At 42.7% G+C, this 23,751-nt stretch carries 23 protein-coding genes; all 23 read right to left on the minus strand.

The genetic code is table 11. The features are described from left to right. Positions 1 to 57 precede the first annotated feature (57 nt). Complete coding sequence (sigE, locus tag ciss_RS08705; protein WP_075865974.1) at positions 58 to 771, minus strand: RNA polymerase sporulation sigma factor SigE; 714 nt, start codon at positions 769 to 771, stop codon at positions 58 to 60. Positions 772 to 786: 15 nt separating this feature from the next. Then, positions 787 to 1,560, minus strand: a complete 774-nt coding sequence (locus ciss_RS08710) for a sigma-E processing peptidase SpoIIGA (RefSeq protein ID WP_075865975.1) — start codon at positions 1,558 to 1,560, stop codon at positions 787 to 789. 89 nt (positions 1,561 to 1,649) lie between these two features. Next, positions 1,650 to 2,681: a selenide, water dikinase SelD gene (gene selD, locus ciss_RS08715; RefSeq protein WP_080503665.1), complete on the minus strand. Its 1,032-nt coding sequence runs from the start codon at positions 2,679 to 2,681 to the stop codon at positions 1,650 to 1,652. 79 nt (positions 2,682 to 2,760) lie between these two features. Next, positions 2,761 to 3,543, minus strand: a complete 783-nt coding sequence (locus ciss_RS08720) for a hypothetical protein (protein WP_143298528.1) — start codon at positions 3,541 to 3,543, stop codon at positions 2,761 to 2,763. Positions 3,544 to 3,590: 47 nt separating this feature from the next. Further along, a complete protein-coding gene (gene ftsZ / locus ciss_RS08725; RefSeq protein WP_075865978.1) occupies positions 3,591 to 4,649 on the minus strand; it encodes a cell division protein FtsZ in 1,059 nt (352 codons plus the stop codon). A gap of 19 nt (positions 4,650 to 4,668) precedes the next feature. Next, on the minus strand, positions 4,669 to 5,901 hold the full coding sequence (gene ftsA / locus ciss_RS08730; RefSeq protein ID WP_075865979.1) for a cell division protein FtsA: 1,233 nt from the start codon (positions 5,899 to 5,901) through the stop codon (positions 4,669 to 4,671). 117 nt (positions 5,902 to 6,018) lie between these two features. Then, positions 6,019 to 6,348: a small basic family protein gene (locus tag ciss_RS08735; RefSeq protein WP_075865980.1), complete on the minus strand. Its 330-nt coding sequence runs from the start codon at positions 6,346 to 6,348 to the stop codon at positions 6,019 to 6,021. A gap of 3 nt (positions 6,349 to 6,351) precedes the next feature. Continuing rightward, positions 6,352 to 7,047 (minus strand): DUF881 domain-containing protein, encoded by a 696-nt coding sequence (locus ciss_RS08740; RefSeq protein WP_075865981.1) that lies wholly within the window; start codon positions 7,045 to 7,047, stop codon positions 6,352 to 6,354. A 1-nt stretch (position 7,048) separates the two neighbouring features. Further along, positions 7,049 to 7,765 carry a DUF881 domain-containing protein gene (locus ciss_RS08745; RefSeq protein WP_075865982.1) on the minus strand — a complete coding sequence of 239 codons (717 nt, stop codon included), beginning with the start codon at positions 7,763 to 7,765 and terminating at the stop codon, positions 7,049 to 7,051. Beyond that, complete coding sequence (locus ciss_RS08750; protein ID WP_075865983.1) at positions 7,731 to 8,477, minus strand: cell division protein FtsQ/DivIB; 747 nt, start codon at positions 8,475 to 8,477, stop codon at positions 7,731 to 7,733. The genes ciss_RS08745 and ciss_RS08750 overlap by 35 nt, the downstream gene beginning before the upstream one ends. A 53-nt stretch (positions 8,478 to 8,530) precedes the next feature. Next, on the minus strand, positions 8,531 to 9,793 hold the full coding sequence (murA, locus tag ciss_RS08755) for a UDP-N-acetylglucosamine 1-carboxyvinyltransferase (protein WP_075865984.1): 1,263 nt from the start codon (positions 9,791 to 9,793) through the stop codon (positions 8,531 to 8,533). Between the two features lie 25 nt (positions 9,794 to 9,818). Next, positions 9,819 to 10,727 (minus strand): UDP-N-acetylmuramate dehydrogenase, encoded by a 909-nt coding sequence (murB, locus tag ciss_RS08760; RefSeq protein ID WP_075865985.1) that lies wholly within the window; start codon positions 10,725 to 10,727, stop codon positions 9,819 to 9,821. Between the two features lie 4 nt (positions 10,728 to 10,731). After that, positions 10,732 to 12,084 carry a UDP-N-acetylmuramate--L-alanine ligase gene (gene murC / locus ciss_RS08765; protein WP_075865986.1) on the minus strand — a complete coding sequence of 451 codons (1,353 nt, stop codon included), beginning with the start codon at positions 12,082 to 12,084 and terminating at the stop codon, positions 10,732 to 10,734. Between the two features lie 42 nt (positions 12,085 to 12,126). Then, positions 12,127 to 13,242 carry an undecaprenyldiphospho-muramoylpentapeptide beta-N-acetylglucosaminyltransferase gene (murG, locus tag ciss_RS08770; protein ID WP_075865987.1) on the minus strand — a complete coding sequence of 372 codons (1,116 nt, stop codon included), beginning with the start codon at positions 13,240 to 13,242 and terminating at the stop codon, positions 12,127 to 12,129. Beyond that, positions 13,242 to 14,369 (minus strand): putative lipid II flippase FtsW, encoded by a 1,128-nt coding sequence (gene ftsW, locus ciss_RS08775; RefSeq protein ID WP_075865988.1) that lies wholly within the window; start codon positions 14,367 to 14,369, stop codon positions 13,242 to 13,244. The genes murG and ftsW overlap by 1 nt, the downstream gene beginning before the upstream one ends. Position 14,370: 1 nt before the next feature. Continuing rightward, the gene (murD, locus tag ciss_RS08780; RefSeq protein WP_075865989.1) at positions 14,371 to 15,723 is read right to left on the minus strand and encodes a UDP-N-acetylmuramoyl-L-alanine--D-glutamate ligase; all 1,353 of its coding nucleotides are present in this window, start codon (positions 15,721 to 15,723) and stop codon (positions 14,371 to 14,373) included. Positions 15,724 to 15,752: 29 nt separating this feature from the next. Further along, complete coding sequence (gene mraY / locus ciss_RS08785) at positions 15,753 to 16,730, minus strand: phospho-N-acetylmuramoyl-pentapeptide-transferase (RefSeq protein ID WP_075865990.1); 978 nt, start codon at positions 16,728 to 16,730, stop codon at positions 15,753 to 15,755. Next, complete coding sequence (locus ciss_RS08790) at positions 16,717 to 18,093, minus strand: UDP-N-acetylmuramoyl-tripeptide--D-alanyl-D-alanine ligase (RefSeq protein ID WP_075865991.1); 1,377 nt, start codon at positions 18,091 to 18,093, stop codon at positions 16,717 to 16,719. Before ciss_RS08790 ends, mraY begins: the two co-directional genes overlap by 14 nt. Beyond that, on the minus strand, positions 18,090 to 19,568 hold the full coding sequence (locus ciss_RS08795; RefSeq protein ID WP_075866019.1) for a UDP-N-acetylmuramoyl-L-alanyl-D-glutamate--2,6-diaminopimelate ligase: 1,479 nt from the start codon (positions 19,566 to 19,568) through the stop codon (positions 18,090 to 18,092). The genes ciss_RS08790 and ciss_RS08795 overlap by 4 nt, the downstream gene beginning before the upstream one ends. 80 nt (positions 19,569 to 19,648) lie before the next feature. After that, positions 19,649 to 21,868, minus strand: coding sequence for a stage V sporulation protein D (locus ciss_RS08800; protein WP_075865992.1), 2,220 nt, complete (start codon positions 21,866 to 21,868; stop codon positions 19,649 to 19,651). Positions 21,869 to 21,894: 26 nt separating this feature from the next. Next, positions 21,895 to 22,314, minus strand: a complete 420-nt coding sequence (locus tag ciss_RS08805) for an FtsB/FtsL family cell division protein (protein WP_075865993.1) — start codon at positions 22,312 to 22,314, stop codon at positions 21,895 to 21,897. Positions 22,315 to 22,335: 21 nt separating this feature from the next. Next, entirely contained in the window at positions 22,336 to 23,271 is a 936-nt protein-coding gene (rsmH, locus tag ciss_RS08810) for a 16S rRNA (cytosine(1402)-N(4))-methyltransferase RsmH (protein ID WP_075865994.1), read from the minus strand. 11 nt (positions 23,272 to 23,282) lie between these two features. Beyond that, positions 23,283 to 23,714, minus strand: a complete 432-nt coding sequence (mraZ, locus tag ciss_RS08815; RefSeq protein ID WP_075865995.1) for a division/cell wall cluster transcriptional repressor MraZ — start codon at positions 23,712 to 23,714, stop codon at positions 23,283 to 23,285. Positions 23,715 to 23,751 lie beyond the last annotated feature (37 nt).

Consider the following 23,751-nt stretch of genomic DNA (forward strand, 5'->3'; position numbering starts at 1 on the left):
CCGGGTTTTTTCTTTTATACTGGAAAAAAAATAAAAAATCCGGCAAAACGCCGGTTCTCACTCCATCCGAATTATTTCTTTTTTAAGCCGTTTTAAAATTTTTTTTTCAAGTCTTGAGATATATGATTGGGAAATTCCCAGTAAGTCCGCCACTTCTTTCTGCGTTCGTTCGTAACCATCGGTAAGTCCAAATCTCAATTCCATAATTTTTCTTTCCCGCGGGTTTAGCCTTGAAAGGGCAACTTTCAGAAGCTTTTTCTCCACCTCATCTTCCATAACTTTATAAATAATATCTCCTTCAGTTCCTAAGACGTCCGAAAGTAAAAGTTCATTTCCATCCCAGTCAACGTTTAAAGGTTCATCAAAGGAAACTTCCAGGCGAATTTTACTGCTCCTCCTTAAATACATTAAAATCTCATTTTCAATACACCGGGAAGCATAAGTGGCAAGTTTGATTTTTTTATCCGGATTAAAAGTATTTACCGCTTTTATTAAACCAATCGTTCCTATCGAAACCAGGTCTTCAATATTTACTCCGGTATTTTCAAATTTCCGGGCTATGTAAACCACCAACCGCAAGTTTCTTTCGATCAAGGTTGATCTTGCTTCTGGATCTCCCTGCACCAAAAGTTCCAAAAGAGTGTTTTCTTCCTCGCTACTCAAGGGAGGTGGCAGAATATCGTGGCTACCGATATAATAAATCTCTCCCGGACGCTCAAAAAATTTTTTATATAAATTTTTGAGCCAAAAGAAAAGTTTCTTAATAACCATTCCTACCCCTCCCTGTTATGCCGATTTTAAAATTTCTTCCGAAAGAAGGGCCTGAAAATCGGAATTTAACGATTGAAAGGTTATGGCCACCACCGCTTGCTTTACCCTAATAACTTCGTCGTCCTTCCAGATTTTAAGTTCATCGGGTATAAAGCCCCAAAAAAACCCCTGCTCCCTCCCAACACCTCTAAAAGGTATCCTGCGAAGAGTTTTTCTTTGAAAAAAGCCATCCGGCAAGATTTTTTTTACGGCCCGGTACTCCACCACCACCACCGGCCAGCCCAGTTGCGGATCAGAAAGGCGATTTCCCGTGTCCAAAAAACTTTGTACCGTAACTTTTTCCCCAAGGTAAATAATTTCCAAGCTAAATCCGTATTTTTTCAACCTTACAATCCTCTGGTATTGCTTATAAGCATACTCTCCAATAAAAGCCAGAATTAGTCCTGTAAAAAGGAAAATTTCCGGGTAGTATCCGGTGGAAATTAAAGCGTGGTAAGCACCGTTCAGGAAAAAGAAAAAAGCCAGGGTTAACAAAAAAAGCTTTCCTGCACTGGAGGGCGATTTAGTTAGGGGGTAAATGGAAAGGAAAAAAACGCTAAAAGCCAATAATTTTATAACAATATAAGGCCAGGCTAAATAAACTTCCGCCATAACCGCTCCAACCAAAGAAAAGAAAAGGTTTTTTTTAAAACTTAATTTTAAGTTTAAAACCTTTGCGGCAAAGGTTAAAGCAGCATAACTTAAGATAAAATTTCCCAAAAAGACGAATTCCAAAAAGTAAACCGGCATTTTCCCTTACCCCTTAAAAAGAAAATGCACTCCACCACCATTATATGAGTTGGAGTGCATTTTTCATGTCAAATTAAAAAACTTTAGAGCTATCTTTTAACGACAATCTTTCCTTTGTTCTCCGTGATAACGCCAATCTCGGCAGCCAATACACCTTTTTGTTGAAGTTTTTTAACCAACTCTTCTTTCTTTCCCTGGGAAACGGCGATTAAAAGTCCTCCGGAAGTTTGTGGATCGGCAAGGAACAACTTTTCTTCTTCAGCAAATTCACCGACAAAATCCAAATGGGGCAGCAAGTAGTTTAAGTTATTTTTGGCCCCACCAGGAAATACCCTCATGCCGGCAAATTCCCATGCCCCTTCAATAACCGGTATCTTTGTAAGATAAATTTCCGCTCCGAACTCTTCCTGGAGCATTTCCTTTAAATGTCCTAAAAGTCCAAACCCGGTAATATCGGTAGCAGCAGAAACTCCTACTTCGATCATTGCTTCCGCAGCCCTGTCATTTAGAGTTTCCATGACCTCTATTGCTTTTTTCGCGGTATTTTCCGGCACAATCCCCCGCTTCATACCGGTGGTTAATACCCCAATTCCCAGGGGTTTTGTTAAAATTAAATAATCCCCCGGATGAGGAGGGTGATTTTTTACAATTTTCTCCGGATGAACCAGACCGCAAACTACCATCCCGTATTTGGGCTCCGCATCATCTACCGTATGCCCGCCCAGTACCGGTATTCCCGCTTCCCGGGCTTTATCCGCCCCGCCTTTTAAGATGGTAGCTAATATCTCCGGAGGAAGCTTTTTTGGAAAGCCCACCACGTTTAACGCAAAAAGCGGTTTGGCTCCCATGGCATAAACATCGCTTAACGAGTTGGCCGCAGCAATTACTCCAAAGTAATACGGATCATCCACCACCGGAGTAAAGTAATCCACGGTAAGAACAATGGCTTGCTCGTCGGATATCCGGTAAACCGCCGCATCATCGGCGGTATTTGTACCCACCAAAGCATTGGGATCATTAATCTCCGGTAAATAGCGCAAAACTTGCGCCAGAGTCTCGGGACTCATCTTTGCCGCTCACCCGGCACAGCTTACCAACTGGGTCAATTTTACCGCTTCCATTATCTCACCTCCAGCAGTAAATCATTCCTGTATTTTATTCATTGTATATTGCTATTTTATACCTTTTTCCTTTAAGCGGTCAAGCTTGATGATTGCCTATTAAAAGTTTTAAAGCCGGCGCTGATTTAAAAAGTTTCCCGCCAAGTTGAAAAATATTTAAATTCGAAGAGTACTTAATTTCTACCTCTTTCGCCTCATCCCTGGCTTTCTCCGTTTTAATTTTTATAACATAGTCAAAGCTTTCAAGATACCGGTATGGAGCCGCCGTCCCTTCCCTTATACCTTTTGCTAATAATTTTATTTCCCGCTCATTTTTTCCCGGCAGTAACTCAAGCTGGTGCTTATATTTATCGGTAATGATCACCATTAAAATTTTTTCAGGGTAAAGATTTAAATCAGAAACTTGTTTTTCCGCATCGTTTAAAATTTCTCCCGGGCTATGATCCCTGAATTTAGCCAAAGGATCTTCGGAAAAGGTTATTGCACTAAAGGTAAAACCCAGGCCCCTCCTGACCAAAACTGCCCTCTCTTCATACTTTCGAAGTCCCATCACATCTTTTTTGGTAACTTCCACCACTACCTCGGGATAGTTAAATCCTTTTTCTAAAAAAGTGATTTCATTAATGGCAAAAGAAAAATAACGGCTATCATCCCAGCTCATAGCTTCGGTAAGCTTTTTTGCCAAATTAATTCTTTCCTTTTGGTTGTTTTTAAATAAAATCCTCCCCACTGCATTAAAATCCCCTGCAGTTAAAGCATCATAATACGTACTAACAGCTAATAAGGCCGCAACATAAAAATATAAGTAAACCAAAAAAACAACCAGGCAAAGGCTTAAGAGAGCTAAAACTACTTTTTTCAAAAAACTTACCTCCCCCATAGAAAAAAAGCCCCCATCCGGGGAGCATTTTATCTTCTTCTTAAAAAGGCAGGTATTTCAATTCCAGTATCGCTTTCCAGTGAGGAAAATTCTTTAAAATTAAGCTCCGGTTTTACTTCCTTCCTGGTTTCTGGACGGTGATCAAAACCGGTAGCTATTACCGTTACCCGTACTTCGTCCTGCATGGTTTCATCAATTCCCGCACCAAAAATAATGTTGGCATCGGGATCGGCCGCCTGAGCAATAATATCGGCTGCTTCCTGAACTTCAAATAAGCTTAACGAGGTGCCGCCGGTAATATTTAATAAAACCCCCCGGGCGCCTTCAATAGAAGTTTCTAAAAGGGGACTGGAAATAGCCTGCCGGGCAGCCTCCACCGCCCGATTTTCACCGGAAGCAACCCCTATTCCCATTAAAGCAGAACCAGCGTCTTTCATGATAGTTTTAACATCGGCAAAGTCTAAGTTAATTAAGGCAGGTACGGCAATTAAATCCGATATTCCCTGAACACCCTGACGCAAAACATCATCGGCAATCCTGAAAGCCTCTAACATAGGAGTATTTTTATCAATCACCTGGAGCAAGCGGTCATTGGGGATGGTAATTAAAGTATCGACTTTGCTCTTTAAATTTTCAATACCTTTTTCCGCCTGCATAGCCCGTTTTTTACCCTCAAAAGAAAACGGTTTGGTTACGACGCCAACGGTAAGAGCTCCCAATTCTTTAGCAATTTCGGCCACAATAGGAGCGGCACCGGTTCCCGTTCCGCCACCCATTCCCGCAGTAACAAAAACCATATCTGCCCCTTTTAGGGCTGCATACAAATCTTCCCGGTTTTCTTCCGCAGCCTTTTCGCCAATTTCCGGATTTGCTCCGGCGCCAAGACCCTTCGTTAATTTAACCCCTATTTGGATGCGCGTTGGGGCTTTGGAAAGCTTTAAAGCCTGGGCATCGGTATTAACTGCAATAAACTCAACCCCTTTTAAGCCGGACATTATCATTCTATTAACGGCATTACTGCCCCCGCCACCTACGCCAATAACTTTTATCGTTGCGTTGTTTTGAAATTCAAGATCAAACTCTAACATTAAATACCCTCCTTAAAATCTAAAATAATTCGCTAAAAAAAGCTTTAATTTTTTGGAAAATTCCGCTCAAGAAATCCAAACCACTACTTTCTTCCGGTTCCTCCCGGTACTGCTTGGCAGCTAAAACCAGAGCGCCTATAGCCGATGCATACCGCGGGTTAATTAAATTCACCGGTAAGTTACTCAATCCTTCCGGCACTCCAATCCTCACCGGCAAATCAAAAATTTCCTGAGCAACCTCTTTAATCCCCGGAAGCAAGGCACCCCCACCGGTAATTATCACTCCCCCGGGAAGTAAGCCTGTAAATCCGGAACTCTTTATTTCTTTTAAAGCAAGTTCGAGCATTTCCCTAACTCTTGCTTCAATAATTGCCGCAACCATCTGTTTGGATACTTTTTGTTTTTCGGTACCTCCAACATTTTCAACCTCTAAGTACTCATCATTTTGCACCAAACTTACCAGAGCTGTGCCCGCTTCAATTTTAATTTTTTCCGCCACCGCAATAGGAGTTCTAAGACCAATTGCCAAATCGTTAGTAATATATTGATCCCCAACGGGAATAGCGCCGGTATAAAACAAACTTCCTTCGCTGTAAATTGCTAATTCCATCGTTCCCGCACCAATGTCAATTAAAAGGCAGCCCAGCTCTTTTTCCGCAGGATATAACACAACTTCCGCACTGGCTAAGATTGCCGGAATAAACTCCAGAACATTTAACCCTGCTTTACTGGTAACCTTTTGCAGGTTGGCAAAAGTGCTTTGGGCCACGGCAATAATATGGGTTTCCGCTTCCAAACGCGACCCGGTCATCCCAACCGGATCAACCACTCCCGCAAATCCGTCAACGGTATAAAATCTTGGTATGGCTTTTATAATCTTTTTATCCGGTGGAATGGGAACAATTTTGGTGGCATTTAGAACCCGGTTTACATCTTCGGAAGTGATTTCTCTCTCAAGATTGGTCACAGCTACTACGCTTTTATTATTTAAAGAAATTAACGAAGGCGAGGTAAAGCTAACCACTGCTGAAGTAAGGCCGTAACCTACAATTTGTTCTGCCTTTTCCAGAGATGTTTTAATGGCCTTTACAGTTCCATCTATATCCACAATTGCCCCTTTTTTTATTCCGGAACTTGCCGTCTCCCCTACCCCTAAAAGAGTAACCTGACCATCTGCAGCAATTTCGCCAATTAGTGCTACAATTTTCGAACTGCCTACATCCACCACGGCAATCAGTTCCTTTTTGGCCACACCTGTTCCTCCCCTGCACAATCTAAGAACATTTATAAAAATAATTCAACATTAAAACCATTTATCCTTTTTAGTATTTTTTATTTTCTAAAATTTTTTGTTTTCGCTGTCACAAAATTACCTTTTAAGCAGGTGGCGACGAATTATTGCCAAATTTTGAAAGATCCTCACACCAAAAACAAATATAGCTGCCGTATAAAGTTCAACCCCCATCCTTTCTCCAATCCAAGCAAGGATTCCCGCCAGTAAAGTATTACTAAAAAAACCAGTGATAAAGATTACATTATCATAATTGTTCTCCATATTTGCCCGCACTCCGCCAAAAACCGAATCCAGAGCCGCTAAGAGGGCTACCGAAAGATATTTGGAATAAGCAATAGGAACTCCCAACGGGATTAATAACCCCAAAACTATTCCAATCATTAAACCCACAACTGCTAACCACATCCTTTATTTCGCCTCCTGGGGTTTTATATAATTAAATTCCAGCTCCTGTTCATAAGGGGGTAAAACCACCTTACTTTCTTTGGTAATTGTTACTTCCATTTGCCACTCCCGAAAAGTTGCCGCAATACCATTTTCTAAAGAGGTTTTTAATTGTTCCGGATTGCCTACCGCCAATATTTCATAGGGCGGATAAATAGCTTTGGTATTAACCACAATTTTATTTCCGGCCATCCGGACTTCCGTTAAAGCCGTAACCCTCTGGCCGTTAACCGCAATTCCTTCAGCTCCAGCAGCTTTTAACTCGTTTAAAAGATTAAAAAGGTCTTCGTCCCGTACATTAAATAACTCCGAGTTGTTCCCAAACCCCGGAGGGTTATTTAAAATCACCCGTACGCCAGGTCCATAGGCAGGAGTTGCCCCTGCCCAAAAACGATTTTTATTAATTTCAGAAATTAAGGCCTCCTCCGCAATTTTCCCGCCCTTTTCTAACAGGTTTATTTTTTGCTTCAAACTGTTTTTTTCTTCCATTAACCCTTCTATTTCCTCGGTTAAACTTTTTAAACGGGAAGTTAATTCAAAGCTTCGTTCCAGGGGAGGAGCATTGACCATTTCCCGGCTGACGCGAATTTGAACCGTCAGTAAAAATCCCAAGATTAAGCTGACCACCAGCATGGTATAAGGAATTTTAATCGTTTTCATGTTATCCCCTCCCCTCTTTTAAATATTTATAGTCCGGAGGAGTTGCTGCCTTAATTTTAATATTCTCCGAAGTCTTGATACTTATAGTAATAAAATCTTTTAACTGGTCATAAACACCACCGGGCATCATTAACGAATTTCGCAAAGCAGCGGGGTTCCCTATGGCCTGGATGACAAAGGGTGCTGAAATTCGCTTGGTTTTATTTAAAAGTATTGTCGGCCCAACACAGCGGATTTCCGTCATCGCAGTAACCCGCTCCCCGTTAATACCAAGAGCTTCCGCTCCCGCTGCCCGCAATTCATTTAAAACTAAAAGGACATCTTCATCATGAATAACGTAAAGATTGGGATTTTCTTCGGCAGTTAAAGGCTTTTTGGCATCGTCCAGGGTAACTTCTACCCCGGGCCCCTCTACCGCCAGGGTTCCTGCTAAGATCTGATATTTAGTAAGAGTATCCTGATAGGTTCGTAAATGTCCCTGCTCTTCAGTTAATTTAGCAACTTTCTGGCGTAAACTTTCCACTTCTTTGGTTAACTCCTTATGTTTCTTTTCCGCTGCTTCCACCTGTCTTGCAAGCAAAGCTGCCCGTTCGCTGCTAAAGGTAGTTGGCATCTGCCGGGTTAGCCTGAACTGGGTAGCCAGCATGATGCCCAAAATGCAAAATACCAAAAAAAGGCCAAATTTATTTTTGTTGAGATGTTCGGTCAGTTTCTTCATACTTTACCACCGGCGCTCCTTTAAAACTAACATTTATATACTCAATCTTCTTACCTTTATTTCCCAGTTCCTGAAAAAGACCTAACGCAATAATCAGTTTCTGCTGGACATCGCGGTCATCGCCAAAAATTAGCTTTACCCCGTTTTTGGTATAACCAACAACCCCTTCTTCGCTATCGTACTTAAAAGTAGATAAAAGCTCTTTTTGTTCCAGGTTCATAGCCTGCAGGTAACGTTTTATCGGTTCTAATTTCTCAGCAGAAACTTTTTCTCCCGGTTTTAAGGTATTCCCTTCAAATCCAACAACCACCGGAAGGTCAAGACTTCCCGGGTCGATTAGGTCAATTACGGTAAAATCATCGGCTAAAACCGCAACCTTCTGGTTATTTTGCGGTAATGCTATAAAAGGCCTGCGCTCGTTTACAAAAATAACAAGGGTATCCGGGTATTTTCTTTTAATGCTTACCGTTTTAACCTTAGGATAAGCCAATAATTTATCCTCTATCTCCTTATCATTAATGGCAAATAGATTTACTCCTTTCAAGGAAATCACTGCTTTGGCATATTCCCCTTTATTTTGCTCAGCACACCTTATATCAATTTTTTTTAGGTCAAAGAAGGAAGAGCGTAAAAATAAGTACCCCGATGTTAACAGCAATAAAGGTATGAAAAGATATGAAAGTAACTTTCTGCTTTTTTTCTTCCGTTTCATAACTTACCTTCCTTCGCCAAAAAAGCTTGTCCCTGGAAATTTTAAAAAAAAAATTAATATTTTTCCTCGCCGTTTACTCTTTTTATTTGCGCCCCGATAAGTTGGTATTTCAAATCCAGGTTTTCATAACCTCGATCAAGATTTTTTATCCCCTCTAAAACCGTCATTCCTTCTGCCGCAAGACCGGCAATTACCAGAGCTGCTGCAGCCCGTAAATCATGGGCAATAACCGAAGCTCCTGTAAGTTTCGGCACTCCTTTAATAACCGCAATCCTGCTTTCCAGCCGAATATCCGCACCCATCCGCCTTAATTCTTCTACATGTTTAAAACGATTGTCAAAAACCCCTTCGGAGATAATACTGGTTCCCTGAGCTAAAGTTAATAAAGCTAAAATTTGCGGTTGCATGTCGGTGGGAAATCCCGGATAAGGCATGGTCTTGATATCAACAGGCTTAATAATACTCTTGCCGGTTACTCTAACCCAGTCGTCGCCAAAGGTTACGAACGCTCCTGCCTCTTTTAGTTTTGCCATTACCGCTTCCAGGTGCTCGGGAATAACCCCTGAAATTATTATATCACTTTGAGTTGCCGCTGCCATTACCATGTGGGTTCCTGCTTCTATTCTATCAGGAATTATTTTATGAGTAACTCCTTTCAACCGGTTTACCCCGGTGATTTTTATAACATCAGTTCCCGCACCTTTTACTTTAGCGCCCATGAGATTTAAAAAATTTTGCAGATCTACAATCTCCGGCTCCCGGGCCGCATTGCGAATAATTGTTGTTCCCTGGGCCAAGGTTGCAGCCATCATTAAATTTTCCGTAGCACCTACCGACGGAAAATCTAAGTGAATTTCGGCGCCTTTTAATCTTTTCGTCCGAGCCCGGATAAAGCCGGCCTTTTCTTCAACTTCCGCTCCCATGAGGCGTAAACCTTTTAGGTGTAAGTCCATCGGTCTATTGCCTATATTACAGCCCCCGGGAAGCGGAACTACCCCTTCCTGAAAACGGGCCACCAACGGACCTAAGAATAGATTTGAAGCGCGAATTTTTCGGGCTAACTCTTCGGGAATTATAAGGTCGTTGATTCGGTTATTCTGAATGGTTAGCAGCTGGCCAAATTCCACTTTGCTTCCCAATCTTTTCAGGATTGAAAGCATGATATTAACATCTTCAAGTTTAGGTATATTTTCCAAAACGCATGGTTCCCGGGTTAAAAGGGTGGCAGCTATAACTGGCAGGGCAGAATTTTTTGCTCCGCTAACTTTTATTTCTCCTTTTAAACCGTGACTCCCCACAATAAAAAACTTTTCCACTTGAGAAGGCACCTCCGCCTTCCCTCTACTCCCCCAACACTTCCACTTCCAGTAACAGTTTAACGGAAAACTTCTTCCAAACCAGTTCTTGAATTTTATTAATTAAATAAATTACATCGGCAGCACTGGCTCCACCGGTATTAACAATAAAGTTGGCATGTTTCTCGGAAACCATCGCCCCCCCTTTTTTTAAACCCTGGGCCCCGGCTTCTTTAATTAATTTCCAGGCAGGTATTCCTTCCGGGTTTTTAAAAACACTTCCCGCATTGGGAAACTCCAGAGGTTGAGACGCTAAGCGTTTCTCTCTAAATTCCCTGATTTTTTTCAGGATTTCTTTTTTATCTCCCGGATTTAAAGAAAACTCGGCTTTTACGATCCATTGCTCCTCCTCTTTAAAGCGGCTGGAACGGTATTTAAAACCACATTCGTTATTAGAAAATTCCTCAAGTTCACCCTTCTCATTGATGGTCCAGACCCTTTTTACCACATCTTTTATTTCTTTTCCGTGGGCTCCGGCATTTTGCCGAACTGCCCCGCCGACACTACCGGGAATAGCACTAAGTTCCTCTAAACCGCTTAAGCCAAATTTTAAGGCTCTGGCGGCTAAAACCGGTAGCATAACACCAGCTTCGGCAAAAACCTGCCCTCCTGCATTTATTTCCACCTTATTAATTTTCTTTGTTTTAATAATTACCCCGCGAAATCCTTTATCCAAAACCAGGATGTTTGAACCGTTACCGATAACCCTGAAGTTTACCGCATTTTCCGTTAAAAACCGGATGACCAAAGACAACTCTTTTATGCTTTGCGGTTCAATTAAAAAGTCAGCGGGCCCGCCAATTTTCCAGGTAGTATGCTGGGCTAAAGGCTCATTTTCCAATACCGGTGAACTTATTCTTTTGGCTAATTCTTCTTTAAGTTTAGCTTTATCCATACCATTACGCCTTTCCTAAAAGCTTGTAACCTACTTGATTGATATTCCCCGCACCCAGTAAAAGGACTAAAAGCCCTGGTTTTAAGTTTTGCTCCAAAAAATTGTAAACCTCATCTAACGACTCTAAATATAAGGGATCTCTCCCTAATTTTTTCATTTCTTCGGCAATCATTTCCCCGCTAACCCCCGGTATAGGTGTTTCCCCCGCCGAATAAATCCCGGTTAAAACCACCTTTTCCGCATCAACCAGTACCCGGGCAAAATCTTTATAGAAAAAGCGGGTACGGGTATAGCGATGGGGCTGGAACACCACCAGAATCTCCCGGTCCTTATAAAGTTTGGCCGCTCTCAGCGTTGCTTCCACTTCTGTGGGATGATGGGCATAATCATCCACGATTAAGGCTCCGTTTCTTTCCCCTAATATTTGAAATCTTCTTTTAGCCCCACTAAAGTCTAAAAGCCTTTCGGAAATCGCTTTAAAGGAAAGACCGATATTTCGCAAAACCACCGTAGCTGCAGCTGCATTTAAGAGATTATGCTTCCCTGGCACTTTTAAACGTAGCTCTCCTTCGAAAGAATTCTTATAATAGATACTTGCCACCGGCTGTTTTTGTTCCTCCCGGTAGTCTCTTAACATAAAGTCGCTACCGGGAGAAAAACCATAGGTAAACTTCCTTTTGTTATAGCCTTTTAACATTTCCCTTACCTGAAGATTATCCCAGCAAAATACTCCAAAACCTTCAGGCCTTACGTTCTCCGCAAACCTTTTAAACGCTTTTTTGATTTCTTCAAAGCTTTGATAGTAATCAAGGTGATCCGCTTCAATATTGGTGATAACCGCTGCATACGGGAGTAATTTTAAAAAAGAACCATCACTTTCATCCGCTTCGGCAATCATGTATTCACCCTGGCCTGCCTTGGCATTGTACCCCAGGTCGACAATTTCTCCACCCACCGCAATTACCGGATCAAAACCTTCTTTTTCCAGGACAAAGGCAATCATTGACGAAGTGGTAGTTTTTCCGTGGGCACCGGCCACCGCAATCCCCTTTTTTTCCTGCATCAATTTTGCCAGAAGTTCTCCCCGGTGCATTACCGGTATCCCTAACCTCTGGGCTTTTAAAAGTTCCGGATTATCCTGGTTTACTGCCGTTGAAACCACCACCAAACTTACATCGGAAGCCAGGTTTTCTTCCCGGTGTCCAATATAAACCGTAATACCTTCGGCCCGAAGTTTTTTTGTAAGCTCAGTTTCTTTAAGATCTGAACCGGAAACCCGGTATCCCTTGGCCTGCAAGATGCGCGCAAGCCCGCTCATACCAATTCCGCCTATCGCTATAAAATGGACTGCAAGCATTTTTCTCACCTTTCTCTTGAGAACAGTACTATAATATGCCCTTTAATTTTTTTTGTTACTCTTTTGTTTTAATAGCCACTCCATAATTCCAATTATTTCTTGAAGCGAATCTTGACGTAACATTTTCCCTGCATTTTCCGCCATCCTAACAAGTTTTTCCGGGCTATCCAAAAGGGGCAAAATTGTAGCTCTTACCAGGTCTTCACTGCATTCCGCATCCCGCAATAAAATTGCGGCTCCATGATTCACAAAGGCCCGGGCATTGTGTTCCTGGTGATTCTCCGCCGCATAGGGATAAGGAATCAACACCGCAGGAACTTTTGAAGCAGCTATTTCCGCTAAGGTCGCCGCACCGGCCCGGGTGATGGCCAGGTCTGCCGCCGGTAAAACTTCCGGCATGTTATCAATGTACGGAACCATTTGTACCCTTTCGGGGAGATTTTTGTATTTTTGCCTTAAATTTTCGTAATTACGGGGACCGGTAGCCCAGATCAACCTTAAATTAGGTCTTCGCATAATTTCCGGTAACAGGTAACCAACAACTTTATTTATGGTAAGTGCTCCCTGACTCCCACCAAAGGCTACCAGTAAAAGCTCATCTATACCAACCCCAAGTTTTTTTCGCAATTCATTTCTTTTCTCGGCATTGGTATGAAATTCCCTTCTCACCGGAAAGCCTGTCTCATAAAAATTTTTTGCTTTCATTCTTTTTCCGGCTTCCCCAAAGGTAAGACAAACCGCGTCAACTTTTACAGCCAAAATTTTATTGGCGACTCCCGGATAAGCATTTTGTTCATGGATAACCGTTGGAATTTTAAGAAGTGTTGCGGCAAAAACTACCGGAAAACTTGCATATCCCCCGGTACCCACCACCATATCCGGCTTTTCCTTTTTTAAAAAAATAAAAGCGTTAATTAAGCTTTTGGGAATCAGTAAAAGCTTTTTCAACGTCTCCCAGCTAACCCTCCGGGGAATCCCTTCCACCGGGAGCAAATACAAGGGAAATCCGTACTTTGGAACCACCGTGGTTTCTATACCCCTTGGCGTACCAACAAAAAGGATTTCGTCGTTGGGATGGTTTTCCTTCCAGCTCTGAGCAATGGCTAATGCCGGGTAAAGGTGGCCTCCCGTACCTCCCCCGGCAAAAACCAGTTTCATTAAAATTCACTCCTTCCGCGCCGGTAGCAAGATACATTGACAATAATACCGGCAGCAGTCATGTTAATTATAAGTGAAGAACCGCTGTAACTTATAAAAGGCAGGGGAATCCCCGTTACCGGAAATACTCCGGTGGCAACCGCAATGTTAATTAGCGCCGGAATCACCATCATGCAAGTAAAGCCGGCTACCAGGAAAAAGCCAAAAACATCCGGCGCCCGATGGGCAAGCTTAAGTCCCCGGTAAAGAATCGCCAAAAACAAGCTTACAACAAAAATCGTTCCAACCAGACCCAGTTCTTCGCCGATGATGGCAAAAATAAAATCGGTATGCTGTTCAGGTAAATAAAACATTTTTTGGTGACTCCGTCCCAGCCCCACCCCAAATATGCCACCGGAACCTATGGCATAAAGGGACTGCTTTACCTGATAGATAACAGCTTCATATCCTTTTAACTTATTTTCATCACCGATAAGCAAGTACCAAAACCCGATAAACCTTTTTCTCCGGTACTCTTCCAAAAAAATTGCCCCTAAAACACCTAAAATTCCCAAAATCCCAAGACCGGTTAAGTGGGAAGGCCTGGCACCGGCAATCATAAGCAGGGCAAAAATCGTTCCACTGATGGCCAGAGTTGTTCCCAAATCTTTTTGCAAAAGCACGAGTAAATCGGCCAGGGCCATAATTATTACTACCGGTAAAAAGCCTTTTTTAAAATCGGTGATATACTGGTAATTTTTTTGGAAATGTTTTGCTAAAAAAACTATTATCGCAAATTTTAACACCTCAGAAGGAGAGATGTTTAACCAGCCAAATCTTAACTGGCGCTGGGCACCTTTTACTTCTACCCCAATAAAAACAACCAAAATACATAAAATAACGGCTATTAAAATAAGCGGTCCGGTGTAGCGCCTCAATTCCCGGTAATCATAGGCTAAAGCTAACAAAAAAGCTATTGTCCCAAAAACACTCCATAAAAGCTGCTTCTTGAAATAATACCATACCGTATTATACTGCACATAGCTGGTATACTGGCTTGCCGAAAAAATCATTACCAATCCAAATAAAACCAAAGTAAAAATTAACAGGGTAAAGACTAAATCTGGGGTGCCCTTTGCCCGCTTCATTTTATCCCTCCACCATATTTAAAACCAGCCTTTTAAACAACTCTCCCCGTTCTTCATAATTTTTAAACATATCCCAGCTGGCTGCCGCCGGTGATAAAAGCACTACATCCCCCGGCTGAGCCAACTCTTTCGCTTTTTTCACTGCATCTTCAAAACTCTCGGCAATAACATATTTATCGTAACCCACCATTTCTAAGGCCTCTTTTATCTCCTCGCGGCATTCTCCCACTAAAACAGTACACCGGACTTTTTCTCTTATTTCCCGGGCAAGCTCACTAAACGAGTTTCCTTTGTTTCTTCCCCCGGCAATTAAAACTATCGGACGCTCATAAGAGTTTAGGGCTTTGATTGTAGAATCGGGGTTGGTACCTTTAGAATCGTTAACATACAATACACCATTTATTTCAGCTACCTTTTCTAAACGATGAGCCACCCCTTGAAAATTCTTTAATCCTCGCTCAATATTTTTGCCCGAAACTCCAAAGCTCCAGCAAGCAGCCACCGTTGCCAAAGCATTTTCTAAATTGTGAGGTCCAGGAAGAGGTAAGTCCTTTATATTAATAATTTCATATTCTTCTCCTAAGCTTCTAACCACAATCTTGCCCTTTCTGACAAAAACACCCTCTTCTAATTCTTCCCTTTGGCTAAAGAAAAACACTCTCCCGGATGTTTTACTATTTAAGCTTCTTATCCGGGGGTCATCATAATTTAGTACGGTAATGTCAGTACTGTCTTGATTAATAAATATTCGGGCTTTGGCTTCCCGATAACCTTCTAAAGTTTTATGCCGGTCTAAATGGTCGGGAGTAAGGTTCAAAAGCACCGCCACTTTGGGCTTAAAACTTTTTATCGTCTCTAATTGAAAGCTGCTCACTTCTAAAGAAACCGCATCCCATTCCTCTTCCACCGCTTCTATTAAAGGATAACCTATATTCCCGGCAACCAGCGTTTTAAAACCGGCAACTTTGAGAATTTCACCAATCCAGGAAGTGGTAGTTGTTTTGCCGTTAGTGCCGGTTACCGCAATAACAGGAGCTTTTAATTCCCCATACGCCAGTTCAATTTCCCCAATAACCGGTATTCCTTCCCTTAAAGAGTAAACAACAGGCTCTTCGGTTAGCGGCACTCCGGGGCTTACCACCAAGAGTTCCCAATCTTTTACCAGCGGATAACCCCCTAAAACCAGTTCCACTCCTTCTTCCGCCAGCTTCTTGAGTTCTTCATCCACCGGCAGGCTCATTTTTTTATCCGTTAATACTACCTTTGCCCCCCGTTTTATTAAAAAAGCTGCCGCCGCTCGTCCGCTTTTTCCCGCTCCAACCACCAGGATCCGTTTATTGGTATATAAACCCATATCGTACCTTCTCCTTTCTGCCTTTCATTTTACAGCCCGTAACCGCTGATTAAAACCATTATTAAAGTTACCAAAGAAAAAACCAGTACAATCTTGTTTTCCGACCAACCGGATAATTCAAAATGGTGATGCAACGGACTCATCTTAAATACCCTTTTACCGGTTAGCTGGTATACCAGCACCTGGATTATAACCGATAAGGTTTCCACAACATAAATTAAACCTACCAGCAGTAAAAAAAGTTCCGTTTGGGTTAAAACCGCAAATCCCGCCACCGCTGCTCCTAAAGCCAGCGAGCCGGTATCTCCCATAAACACCTTTGCCGGATGCCGGTTATAAACTAAAAAGCCCATTAAACCTCCCATTAAAGCAACGGCAAAAACAAATAACCCCTTTTCCTTTAACGCTAAAGAAGTCATCGCAAAAAAGCTCATCACAATTAATGTTACGCTGGAACAAAGTCCATCTACACCATCGGTTAAATTAACTGCATTAGCAAAGCCAACCATAATAAAAATTGTAGCGGCAAAAAAGAAAACATTCCCCAGTTCCAGGTACCGGGGTTCTCCTAAAAGCAACCGACTAAAAGGAATATACCAGTCGGTTCCCCGTCCTAAAAAAGCCACCGCACCAAAAGTCAATACTAAAGAAAAAATCACCTGGCCCAGGAGCTTTTCCCGGGCTCTTAACCCCAAAGGTCGGCGTAAAACCACTTTAAGATAATCGTCTAAAAAACCCAGTAAACCAAACAGTAACGTAGTTGCTAACAAAAGTAGGGTTTTGGCATCAAAGGCCTGAAAAACCACCACCGTTACCACCAAACTTAACAGGAAGATAATTCCGCCCATAGTGGGAGTCCCGGATTTCTTTAAATGGCGTTCGGGGCCTTCGGTACGGACCGTTTGGCCGATCTTTAACTTTAAAAGCCAGGGTATTAAAACCATACCTCCCCCTAAAGCTACGAAAAAGGAAACCAGCAAAGCCGTAACCCCTTTAGTGATTACCATTGCTAAACCAACCTCTTTCTATTGTGGCAAATAGTTCTTCAAACTTCATCCCGCGGGAAGCTTTTAATAAAACGGTATCCTCTGGTTTTAAAAAGTTTAGTAAAAAACTTCCCGCTTCCTCTTTGGTAGCAAAATGAAAAATATTTTGCGGGCTCATACCGCAGGCTATAGCCCCATTGCCAATTTCCCGCGCCTTTGGCCCAACGGTAATTAAAAAGTCCACTCCAAGTTTAGAAGCCACCTCTCCCACCCTTCGGTGTCCCGTGATTTCAAAATCCCCCAGCTCGTACATCTCTCCTAAAACAGCAATTTTTCTTCCCTTTTGCCCGGTACCTGCCAAAACCTTCAGGGCCGCTTCCACAGAGGTGGGACTGGCATTGTAATAATCTTTTATGATTTTCATGCTTCCTATGAATTGAATTTCCAGACGCATTCCGGTAAGCTCTACTTCCGAAAGTCCTTTTTTTATTAACGGCACCTTAACCCCTAAAGTCAACGCCGTCAGAATTGCCGCTAAAGCATTAACCGCATTGTGAACTCCCAAAAGCGGTAGAAAAAACTCTTCTTCAAGAACACCTCCGGTACTAAATCTTAGCCCATCATCTTCCTGAAAAAACTTCTTTATGTATAAATCACCGGCTCGATGGCCAAAGAAATACTTTTTTACGGGAATGTTGGCAACAATGTCTTTAATATAGGGACTTTCGCCGTTAATAATCGCCACACCATCCCCGGGTAAATTTTTAATTAATTCGCTCTTCGCCCGGGCAATATTTTCCTGGCTTTTTAAAAGTTCAAGATGCGCTTCTCCGATATTGGTTATAATACCGATATCGGGGCGGGCAATCTGGCAGAGAGCATCTATCTCTCCCAGGCCCCGCATACCCATTTCTACCACTCCAACCTCGGTATTTTCGTCAAAATTTAAAAGAGTTAAAGGCACTCCTAACTCGTTATTATAGTTTTTTTCCGTAGCACACACGTTATATTTTTGCCGCAATACTGCTTTTACCAGATCCTTGGTGGTGGTTTTGCCGTTGCTACCGGTAATTCCGATGACTTTTAATCCCCCTTTTTGTCTATTATACAATGCCAGGTCCTGTAAAGCCCGAAAAGTATCCTTAACCACAATCTGGGTTACATTTATGGAAAAAAATCTCTCAACAACAACTCCTGCCGCACCTCTGGCTACCGCATCCGGTACAAATTCATGCCCATCCCGCTTTTCTCCATGTAAAGCTACAAATAAAGCGCAAGGCTTAAGCGTCCGGGTGTCGGTACTTACCTCGCTAAACTCCCGGTCTTCACCTAACAATACTCCTCCGGTTACCCGGGCAATGGTAGAAGCTAAAATTTTTCTCATCGCCGTTCCCCTCGCAGTATTTCCCGGGCCACTACCCGATCATCAAAAGGATATTTGGTCGTTCCGATTATTTGATAGTCTTCATGCCCTTTTCCGGAAATCACCACGGTATCCCCGGGCTTGGCCAGCAAAAGAGCGGTCTTAATAGCTTTTTTCCGGTCAACCTCTTTAAGGTATTTTCCCGGCAAAGCATCAAAAAATCCTCTTTCGATTTCGCTGATGATTGCCTCCGGGTCTTCGGTCCGTGGATTATCGCTGGTAATGATCGTTATGTCCGCTAAAGTTGCGGAAATCCTGCCCATTTTAGGCCGCTTGCTCTTATCCCTATCGCCCCCGCAACCAAAGACCGAAATAACCCTTCCGGGAGTAATTGCCCTGACCGACCTTAAAATATTTTCCAAACCATCGGGAGTGTGAGCGTAATCCACGATAACCGCAAAATCCTGTCCTTCATCAATTAACTCAAAGCGTCCGGGGACGGGGTTTAACAAAGGTAAATTTTTAACAATATCGGGCAAAGAATACCCCAAGGTTAAAAGGGTCCCCACCGCCGCCAAAATATTGTAAACATTAAAAAGCCCGAGAAGTTTTACCTTTACCGGATATTCTTTCTCCTGATAGCAAAGGGTAAAAGCGGTACCGCTATTGGTAAGTTCAACGTTTTTAGCGGTAATATCGGCCTGTTCTTTAATACCGTAGGTGACAAAAGGATGGGCTACTTCTTTTAAAATCCTCTGGCCGTAAAGGTCATCCTTATTGATCACTCCCGGCAAGGCTTTTTGCTCCGCCAAAATTTTAAAAAGCTCCTTTTTAGCATTAAAGTAGTTTTCCATGGAACCGTGAAAATCCAAATGATCCTGGGTTAAATTAGTAAAAACCCCGGTTTTAAAATCTATTCCTAAAACCCGCTTTTGGACCAAAGCATGGGACGATACTTCCATAGCTACGTAGGAAACTTCGCTCTTTACCATTTCGGAAAAAAGCTTTTGTAAACTCAAAGCATCGGGGGTAGTATTGGTTACCGGAAGTATTTTTTCGCCAATACGGTTGTAAATCGTACCTATTAACCCGGTTTTGTAGCCAAAACTTTCCAAGAGTGAGGTAATTAAGTGGGTAACGGTAGTTTTACCGTTGGTCCCGGTTACCCCGATAACACTAATTTTTTCCGTCGGATTACCGTAAAAAGTCCGGGCTAAAAGGGCTAAAGCCTGCCGACTATCTTTAACTAAAAGGTGATTTACCGCTTTTATTCCAGGCCGCTCTTCCTCGGCCACAATCAGTGATGGCTTTTTTTCAATAACGTTACCAATAAAATCATGGCCATCGGCGGTAAAACCTTTTATCGCCACAAAAATATTTCCCGGTTTTACCTGTCTTGAATCCTGTTCAATCCCCGTTACCTCGAGCTCCGCCCAATTTATACCGTTTCTGGTTATTATCGGCTTTAAAATCTCAATTAACTCCGCGATTTTCATACTGGCCACTTCCTTTTTAATTATTTTTGCCATTAATTGCTATTTTAATTATAAACAAAGAGCCCCCAGGGGGCTGTGGCCTAATTCTTAAATTTTACCTCCACCACAGTCCCGGGCGGCACCACCGTTCCAGGGCTGATGCTTTGTTCTACCGCAACCCCGGAACCAATATACCGAAAACCAAGTCCTACTCGTTTTAAAATTTCACTAACTTCATCAAAGGTAAGACCCGTTAGTTCGGGAACTACAACTTTCTCGGTATCTCCCTTTCCCTGGCCAAGGGTCAAGGTAATTTCGGTACCTTCGGGAACAATAACTCCCGGCTCCGGCGACTGCTTTACTACCTTTGGTCCCTGCCCTTCCACCTTAAAGATCAGCCCGTTTTCGATAATCTTTTTCTGGGCTTCCCAGAGGGTTAAACCCTCTAAAGCAGGTACCCTTACCTCTTCGGGAAAAACTTCAATTGGCCCTTCGGTTTTCGCCGGTTCCGGATCTTCCTGAGGCTTTACGCCCATGTATCTTAAAATATCCTCCCCCAAACTTTTAAAAACCGGAGCAGCTATCTGGCCGCCGTAATAAACCTGTGAATTGGGTTCGACAATTACCACTAAAGCGGCAAACTTGGGGTCATTCGCCGGGGCAAAGCCAACAAAAGAAGCCACATATTTTCCCGGTGCATAACCACCGGTAGGGGAAACCACCTGAGCGGTTCCCGTTTTACCGGCCACCCGAAAGCCTTTAATGTAGGCTTTGGCACCCGTTCCCTTTAAAACAACCCGCTCCAAAAGCTCTCTTAATGTCCTGGCGGTTTCTTCGGAAATCACCCGTTTTATATAACGGGGCTTATTTTCAAGAACTGTTTTTCCCCTTTGGTCAACAATTTTTTTTACCACATGAGGTTCCACAAGTTTACCCCCATTGGCCACAGCACAAACCGCCCGGATAAGCTGGATTGGCGTTACTGCGATTGACTGCCCGATGGAAATTGTCGCAAGGTTAACATTGGTTACTTTGTTTTCGGGAATAATAAGACCTTTTTGCTCCCCGGGAAGTTCAATCCCCGTCTTTTCTCCAAAACCAAAGCTTCTAATGTACTTGTAAAACCGCTCTTTCCCTAAACTCAAACCAACCTTGACAAACCCCGGGTTGCAAGAGTTTTGGATAACCTCCGCAAAAGACTGATCGCCGTGAGGGGTTTTACTCCAGCATCTAATCTTCCGCCCGTTTACCACAGCATAACCGGGATCATAAAAACGGTCATTGGAATGAGCTACGCCTTCTTCCAGAGCCGCAGCCGAAGTAATAATTTTAAAGGTCGAGCCCGGCTCATAATTATACCATATTGCAAAGTTTTTTTCCCGAACCTTTGCCGGATATTTGGCAAATTCGTTCGGGTTAAAGTTGGGCCGAGAACCCATCCCTAAAATTTCACCCGACTGGGGATCCATGACGATAATCATCGCTAAAGCAGGATTTAACTGACTTTCAATATTATTCAGCTCTCTTTCCACAAAATACTGGATTGTTTCATCAATGGTGAGATAAACATTGTTTCCGGGCCGGGCAGGAATGTATAAGGAAGAAGATTCAGGAATCTCTAAACCCCTGGCGTCTTTTTCGGTGACCAGGCGGCCAGGGATACCTTTTAGATACTTATCCAAGCTCAATTCAAGACCGGCAAGCCCCTGATTATCGGTACCAGCATAACCTAACAGATGGGCGGCAAAATCATTATGGGGATAATACCGTTTGGTTTCCTCCACTAATTCAAGGCCATAAGTATAAACCTCATCTTCCTTATCTGCTAAGAGCTTTTTTAAAGCTTTGGCTTCATCGTAGGAAAGTTTTCTCTTTATCCAAATAAAACTACTCCGGGTATTGGAAAGTTTTTGGCGTAAATTTTCCTTGGCTTTTTCATCTAAATTTAAAATCTGGCTTAACTTATCTACCAGTAAGCCTAACGGCTTGGGTTTAAGTTTTTTCTCATCCTTTTCCTTATCTTCTGGAGGAGCTTCCTTGGTTTCATCGTAATAATATTTCATCAGCTGTTTGGGATTTGCTACTAAAGATTCTACACTGATGGACTGGGCTAATAAATTTCCGTTGCGATCATAAATATTTCCCCTTTGCGGCGGTAGAATTATTTCACTTTGCCGGTCGGCTAAAGCTTCACTTCTTAAAGTATCGGCTTTTATCACCTGCAAATAAAAAAGCCTCACAATGATTATGGAGGCAAAAGCAGCTAAAAGTAAGAACAATGCACCGCTTCTTTTTTTATAAATTGTTTTATAATTTTGCAAAACAACAGCCTCCTTCGGCTTTCTTCCTAACGGTTAAATACGCGGGTTAATAAAGCAATTAACCGATTCCCGCTTTTTTCTGGTTTGGGAATTTCTTTTTTTTGCTCCGGCAGTTCGATTGCAACATACATAACATTGTCGGTCGCTTTTTCCATTCCCCGGGATAGGGCTATTTTTTCAATTTCCTTGCTGTTGTCAATTGAGGCTATCTCCATTTTTAACGCATCGTTTTGGATTTTTAAGGCATTAACTTCTTTTTTTAGCCGGGCAATCTCGTAACCCAGCGAAGCTCTATAAGCAAAAACGGTGGCAAAAGAAACCCCGGACAAAAAGAGAAAAAGGACTCCTACGGCCCAAATTTTTAACCCCCAGATTAAGTCCTTTTGGGGTTTTTTTCTGATTTTAGGTTGTTCTAAGGTCACCGGTTTTTCTTTTGCCAATACCAACTTATTCACGCTCCTTTTATTTTATGCTAAAGATAATTTTTCCGCAGCTCTAAGCTTGGCACTATGAGCGCGGCGATTCTTTTCAATTTCCTCCCGACTTGGAACTACCGGTTTTTTTGTAATAACTTTAAGCCTTGGTTTTTTACCGCAAACGCATGCAGGAAAGTCCTTGGGACAAACGCACGGATTTTCTTCCCGTCGGAAAAAATTTTTTACCAGCCGGTCCTCCAGAGAATGAAAGGTTATTACTACAATCCGGCCCCCGGGCTTTAAAACTTCCACCGCACCCACCAAGCCCTCTTCTAAACTTCTCAACTCATCATTAACTTCAATTCTTATGGCCTGAAAAACCCTTCGGGCAGGATGTTTTTCCCGCCGGGCTTTGGCCGGCACAGCCCGGATTATTTCTTCGGCAAGTTCTAAAGTAGAGGTAAAAGGTTTTTTTTCCCGGCGTTTTACAATAGCCCGGGCAATTTGCGGGGCATACCTTTCTTCCCCGTATTCGTAAAAAATTCTTATTAGTTCTTTTTCGGGATAAGTATTTACCACATCTGCTGCTGTCTTTGGGTTTTGAGGATCCATACGCATATCCAGAGGACCATCATGCTGGAAACTAAAGCCTTTTAGAGGATTATCCAGTTGAAAAGAGGAAACCCCCAGATCCATTAATACCCCATCTACCGCATCAAAACCCAGGCGGTAAACTACTTTTTTTATGTTGCGAAAATTGCTTTTAACCGGAATAAATCTATCACCAAAAAGAGCTAACCTTTTGGCGGCGTGGTTTAAAGCATCTTCATCCTGATCCAATCCCACTACCCGGCAGTCAGCCCTTTTTAGGATTTCCTCACTGTGGCCCCCGCCACCCAGAGTGGCATCCACATATACCCCGCCGGCTTTGGGGTTTATATGTTCAATTGTTTCCTCAAGTAACACCGGTACATGGGAAAACTCCATATTAAATCCCTCTATAATAAAAAGTCAACCATTTTTTCGGCAATTTCTTCATAAGCGGCCTGAGCTCCATTACAGTAGTTGTTCCAGAGTTCCTGACTCCAAATCTCCACCCGGGTACCAACCCCTACGATGACTACCTCTTTATCAAGTCTGGCATATTCCCTTAAATGGTTGGGCAGCAATACCCTGCCCTGTTTGTCCTGCTCACACTCGGCGGCTCCTGCAAAAAACAGCCGGACAAAGGCCCGGGCATCTTGATTGGTAAAGGGAAGCGCTTTTATTTTCTCTTCAATCACTTTCCATTCCTTCTGGGGGAAGGCAAAAAGGCAATGATCCAGTCCTTTGGTGACAATAAACCTTTCTCCCAGCTCCTCGCGGAAGCGGGCCGGAATAAAAACCCGACCTTTGGCATCCATGGTATGGGAATACTCCCCCATAAACATTGGCTTCCCCACCTTAACCAAAATTGCACCACTTTAA

The sequence above is a fragment of the Carboxydothermus islandicus genome, from assembly GCF_001950325.1.
GTDB lineage: Bacteria > Bacillota > Z-2901 > Carboxydothermales > Carboxydothermaceae > Carboxydothermus > Carboxydothermus islandicus.

Coding starts and splice junctions, on each gene's coding strand:
- ciss_RS08735 (WP_075865980.1), bottom strand. CDS start 6,348: ATGTGGTTAGCAGTTGTGGGTTTAATGATTGGAATAGTTTTGGGGTTA.
- ftsZ (WP_075865978.1), bottom strand. CDS start 4,649: ATGTTAGAGTTTGATCTTGAATTTCAAAACAACGCAACGATAAAAGTT.
- rsmH (WP_075865994.1), bottom strand. CDS start 23,271: ATGGAGTTTTCCCATGTACCGGTGTTACTTGAGGAAACAATTGAACAT.
- murG (WP_075865987.1), bottom strand. CDS start 13,242: ATGAAACTGGTTTTTGCCGGGGGAGGTACGGGAGGCCACCTTTACCCG.
- murD (WP_075865989.1), bottom strand. CDS start 15,723: ATGGGTTTATATACCAATAAACGGATCCTGGTGGTTGGAGCGGGAAAA.
- ciss_RS08790 (WP_075865991.1), bottom strand. CDS start 18,093: ATGAGAAAAATTTTAGCTTCTACCATTGCCCGGGTAACCGGAGGAGTA.
- ciss_RS08750 (WP_075865983.1), bottom strand. CDS start 8,477: ATGAAACGGAAGAAAAAAAGCAGAAAGTTACTTTCATATCTTTTCATA.
- murC (WP_075865986.1), bottom strand. CDS start 12,084: ATGCTTGCAGTCCATTTTATAGCGATAGGCGGAATTGGTATGAGCGGG.
- sigE (WP_075865974.1), bottom strand. CDS start 771: ATGGTTATTAAGAAACTTTTCTTTTGGCTCAAAAATTTATATAAAAAA.
- mraY (WP_075865990.1), bottom strand. CDS start 16,730: ATGGTAATCACTAAAGGGGTTACGGCTTTGCTGGTTTCCTTTTTCGTA.
- ciss_RS08795 (WP_075866019.1), bottom strand. CDS start 19,568: ATGAAAATCGCGGAGTTAATTGAGATTTTAAAGCCGATAATAACCAGA.
- mraZ (WP_075865995.1), bottom strand. CDS start 23,714: ATGTTTATGGGGGAGTATTCCCATACCATGGATGCCAAAGGTCGGGTT.
- ciss_RS08710 (WP_075865975.1), bottom strand. CDS start 1,560: ATGCCGGTTTACTTTTTGGAATTCGTCTTTTTGGGAAATTTTATCTTA.
- ciss_RS08740 (WP_075865981.1), bottom strand. CDS start 7,047: ATGAAAACGATTAAAATTCCTTATACCATGCTGGTGGTCAGCTTAATC.
- ciss_RS08745 (WP_075865982.1), bottom strand. CDS start 7,765: ATGAAGAAACTGACCGAACATCTCAACAAAAATAAATTTGGCCTTTTT.
- murB (WP_075865985.1), bottom strand. CDS start 10,727: ATGGATAAAGCTAAACTTAAAGAAGAATTAGCCAAAAGAATAAGTTCA.
- ftsW (WP_075865988.1), bottom strand. CDS start 14,369: ATGAAGCGGGCAAAGGGCACCCCAGATTTAGTCTTTACCCTGTTAATT.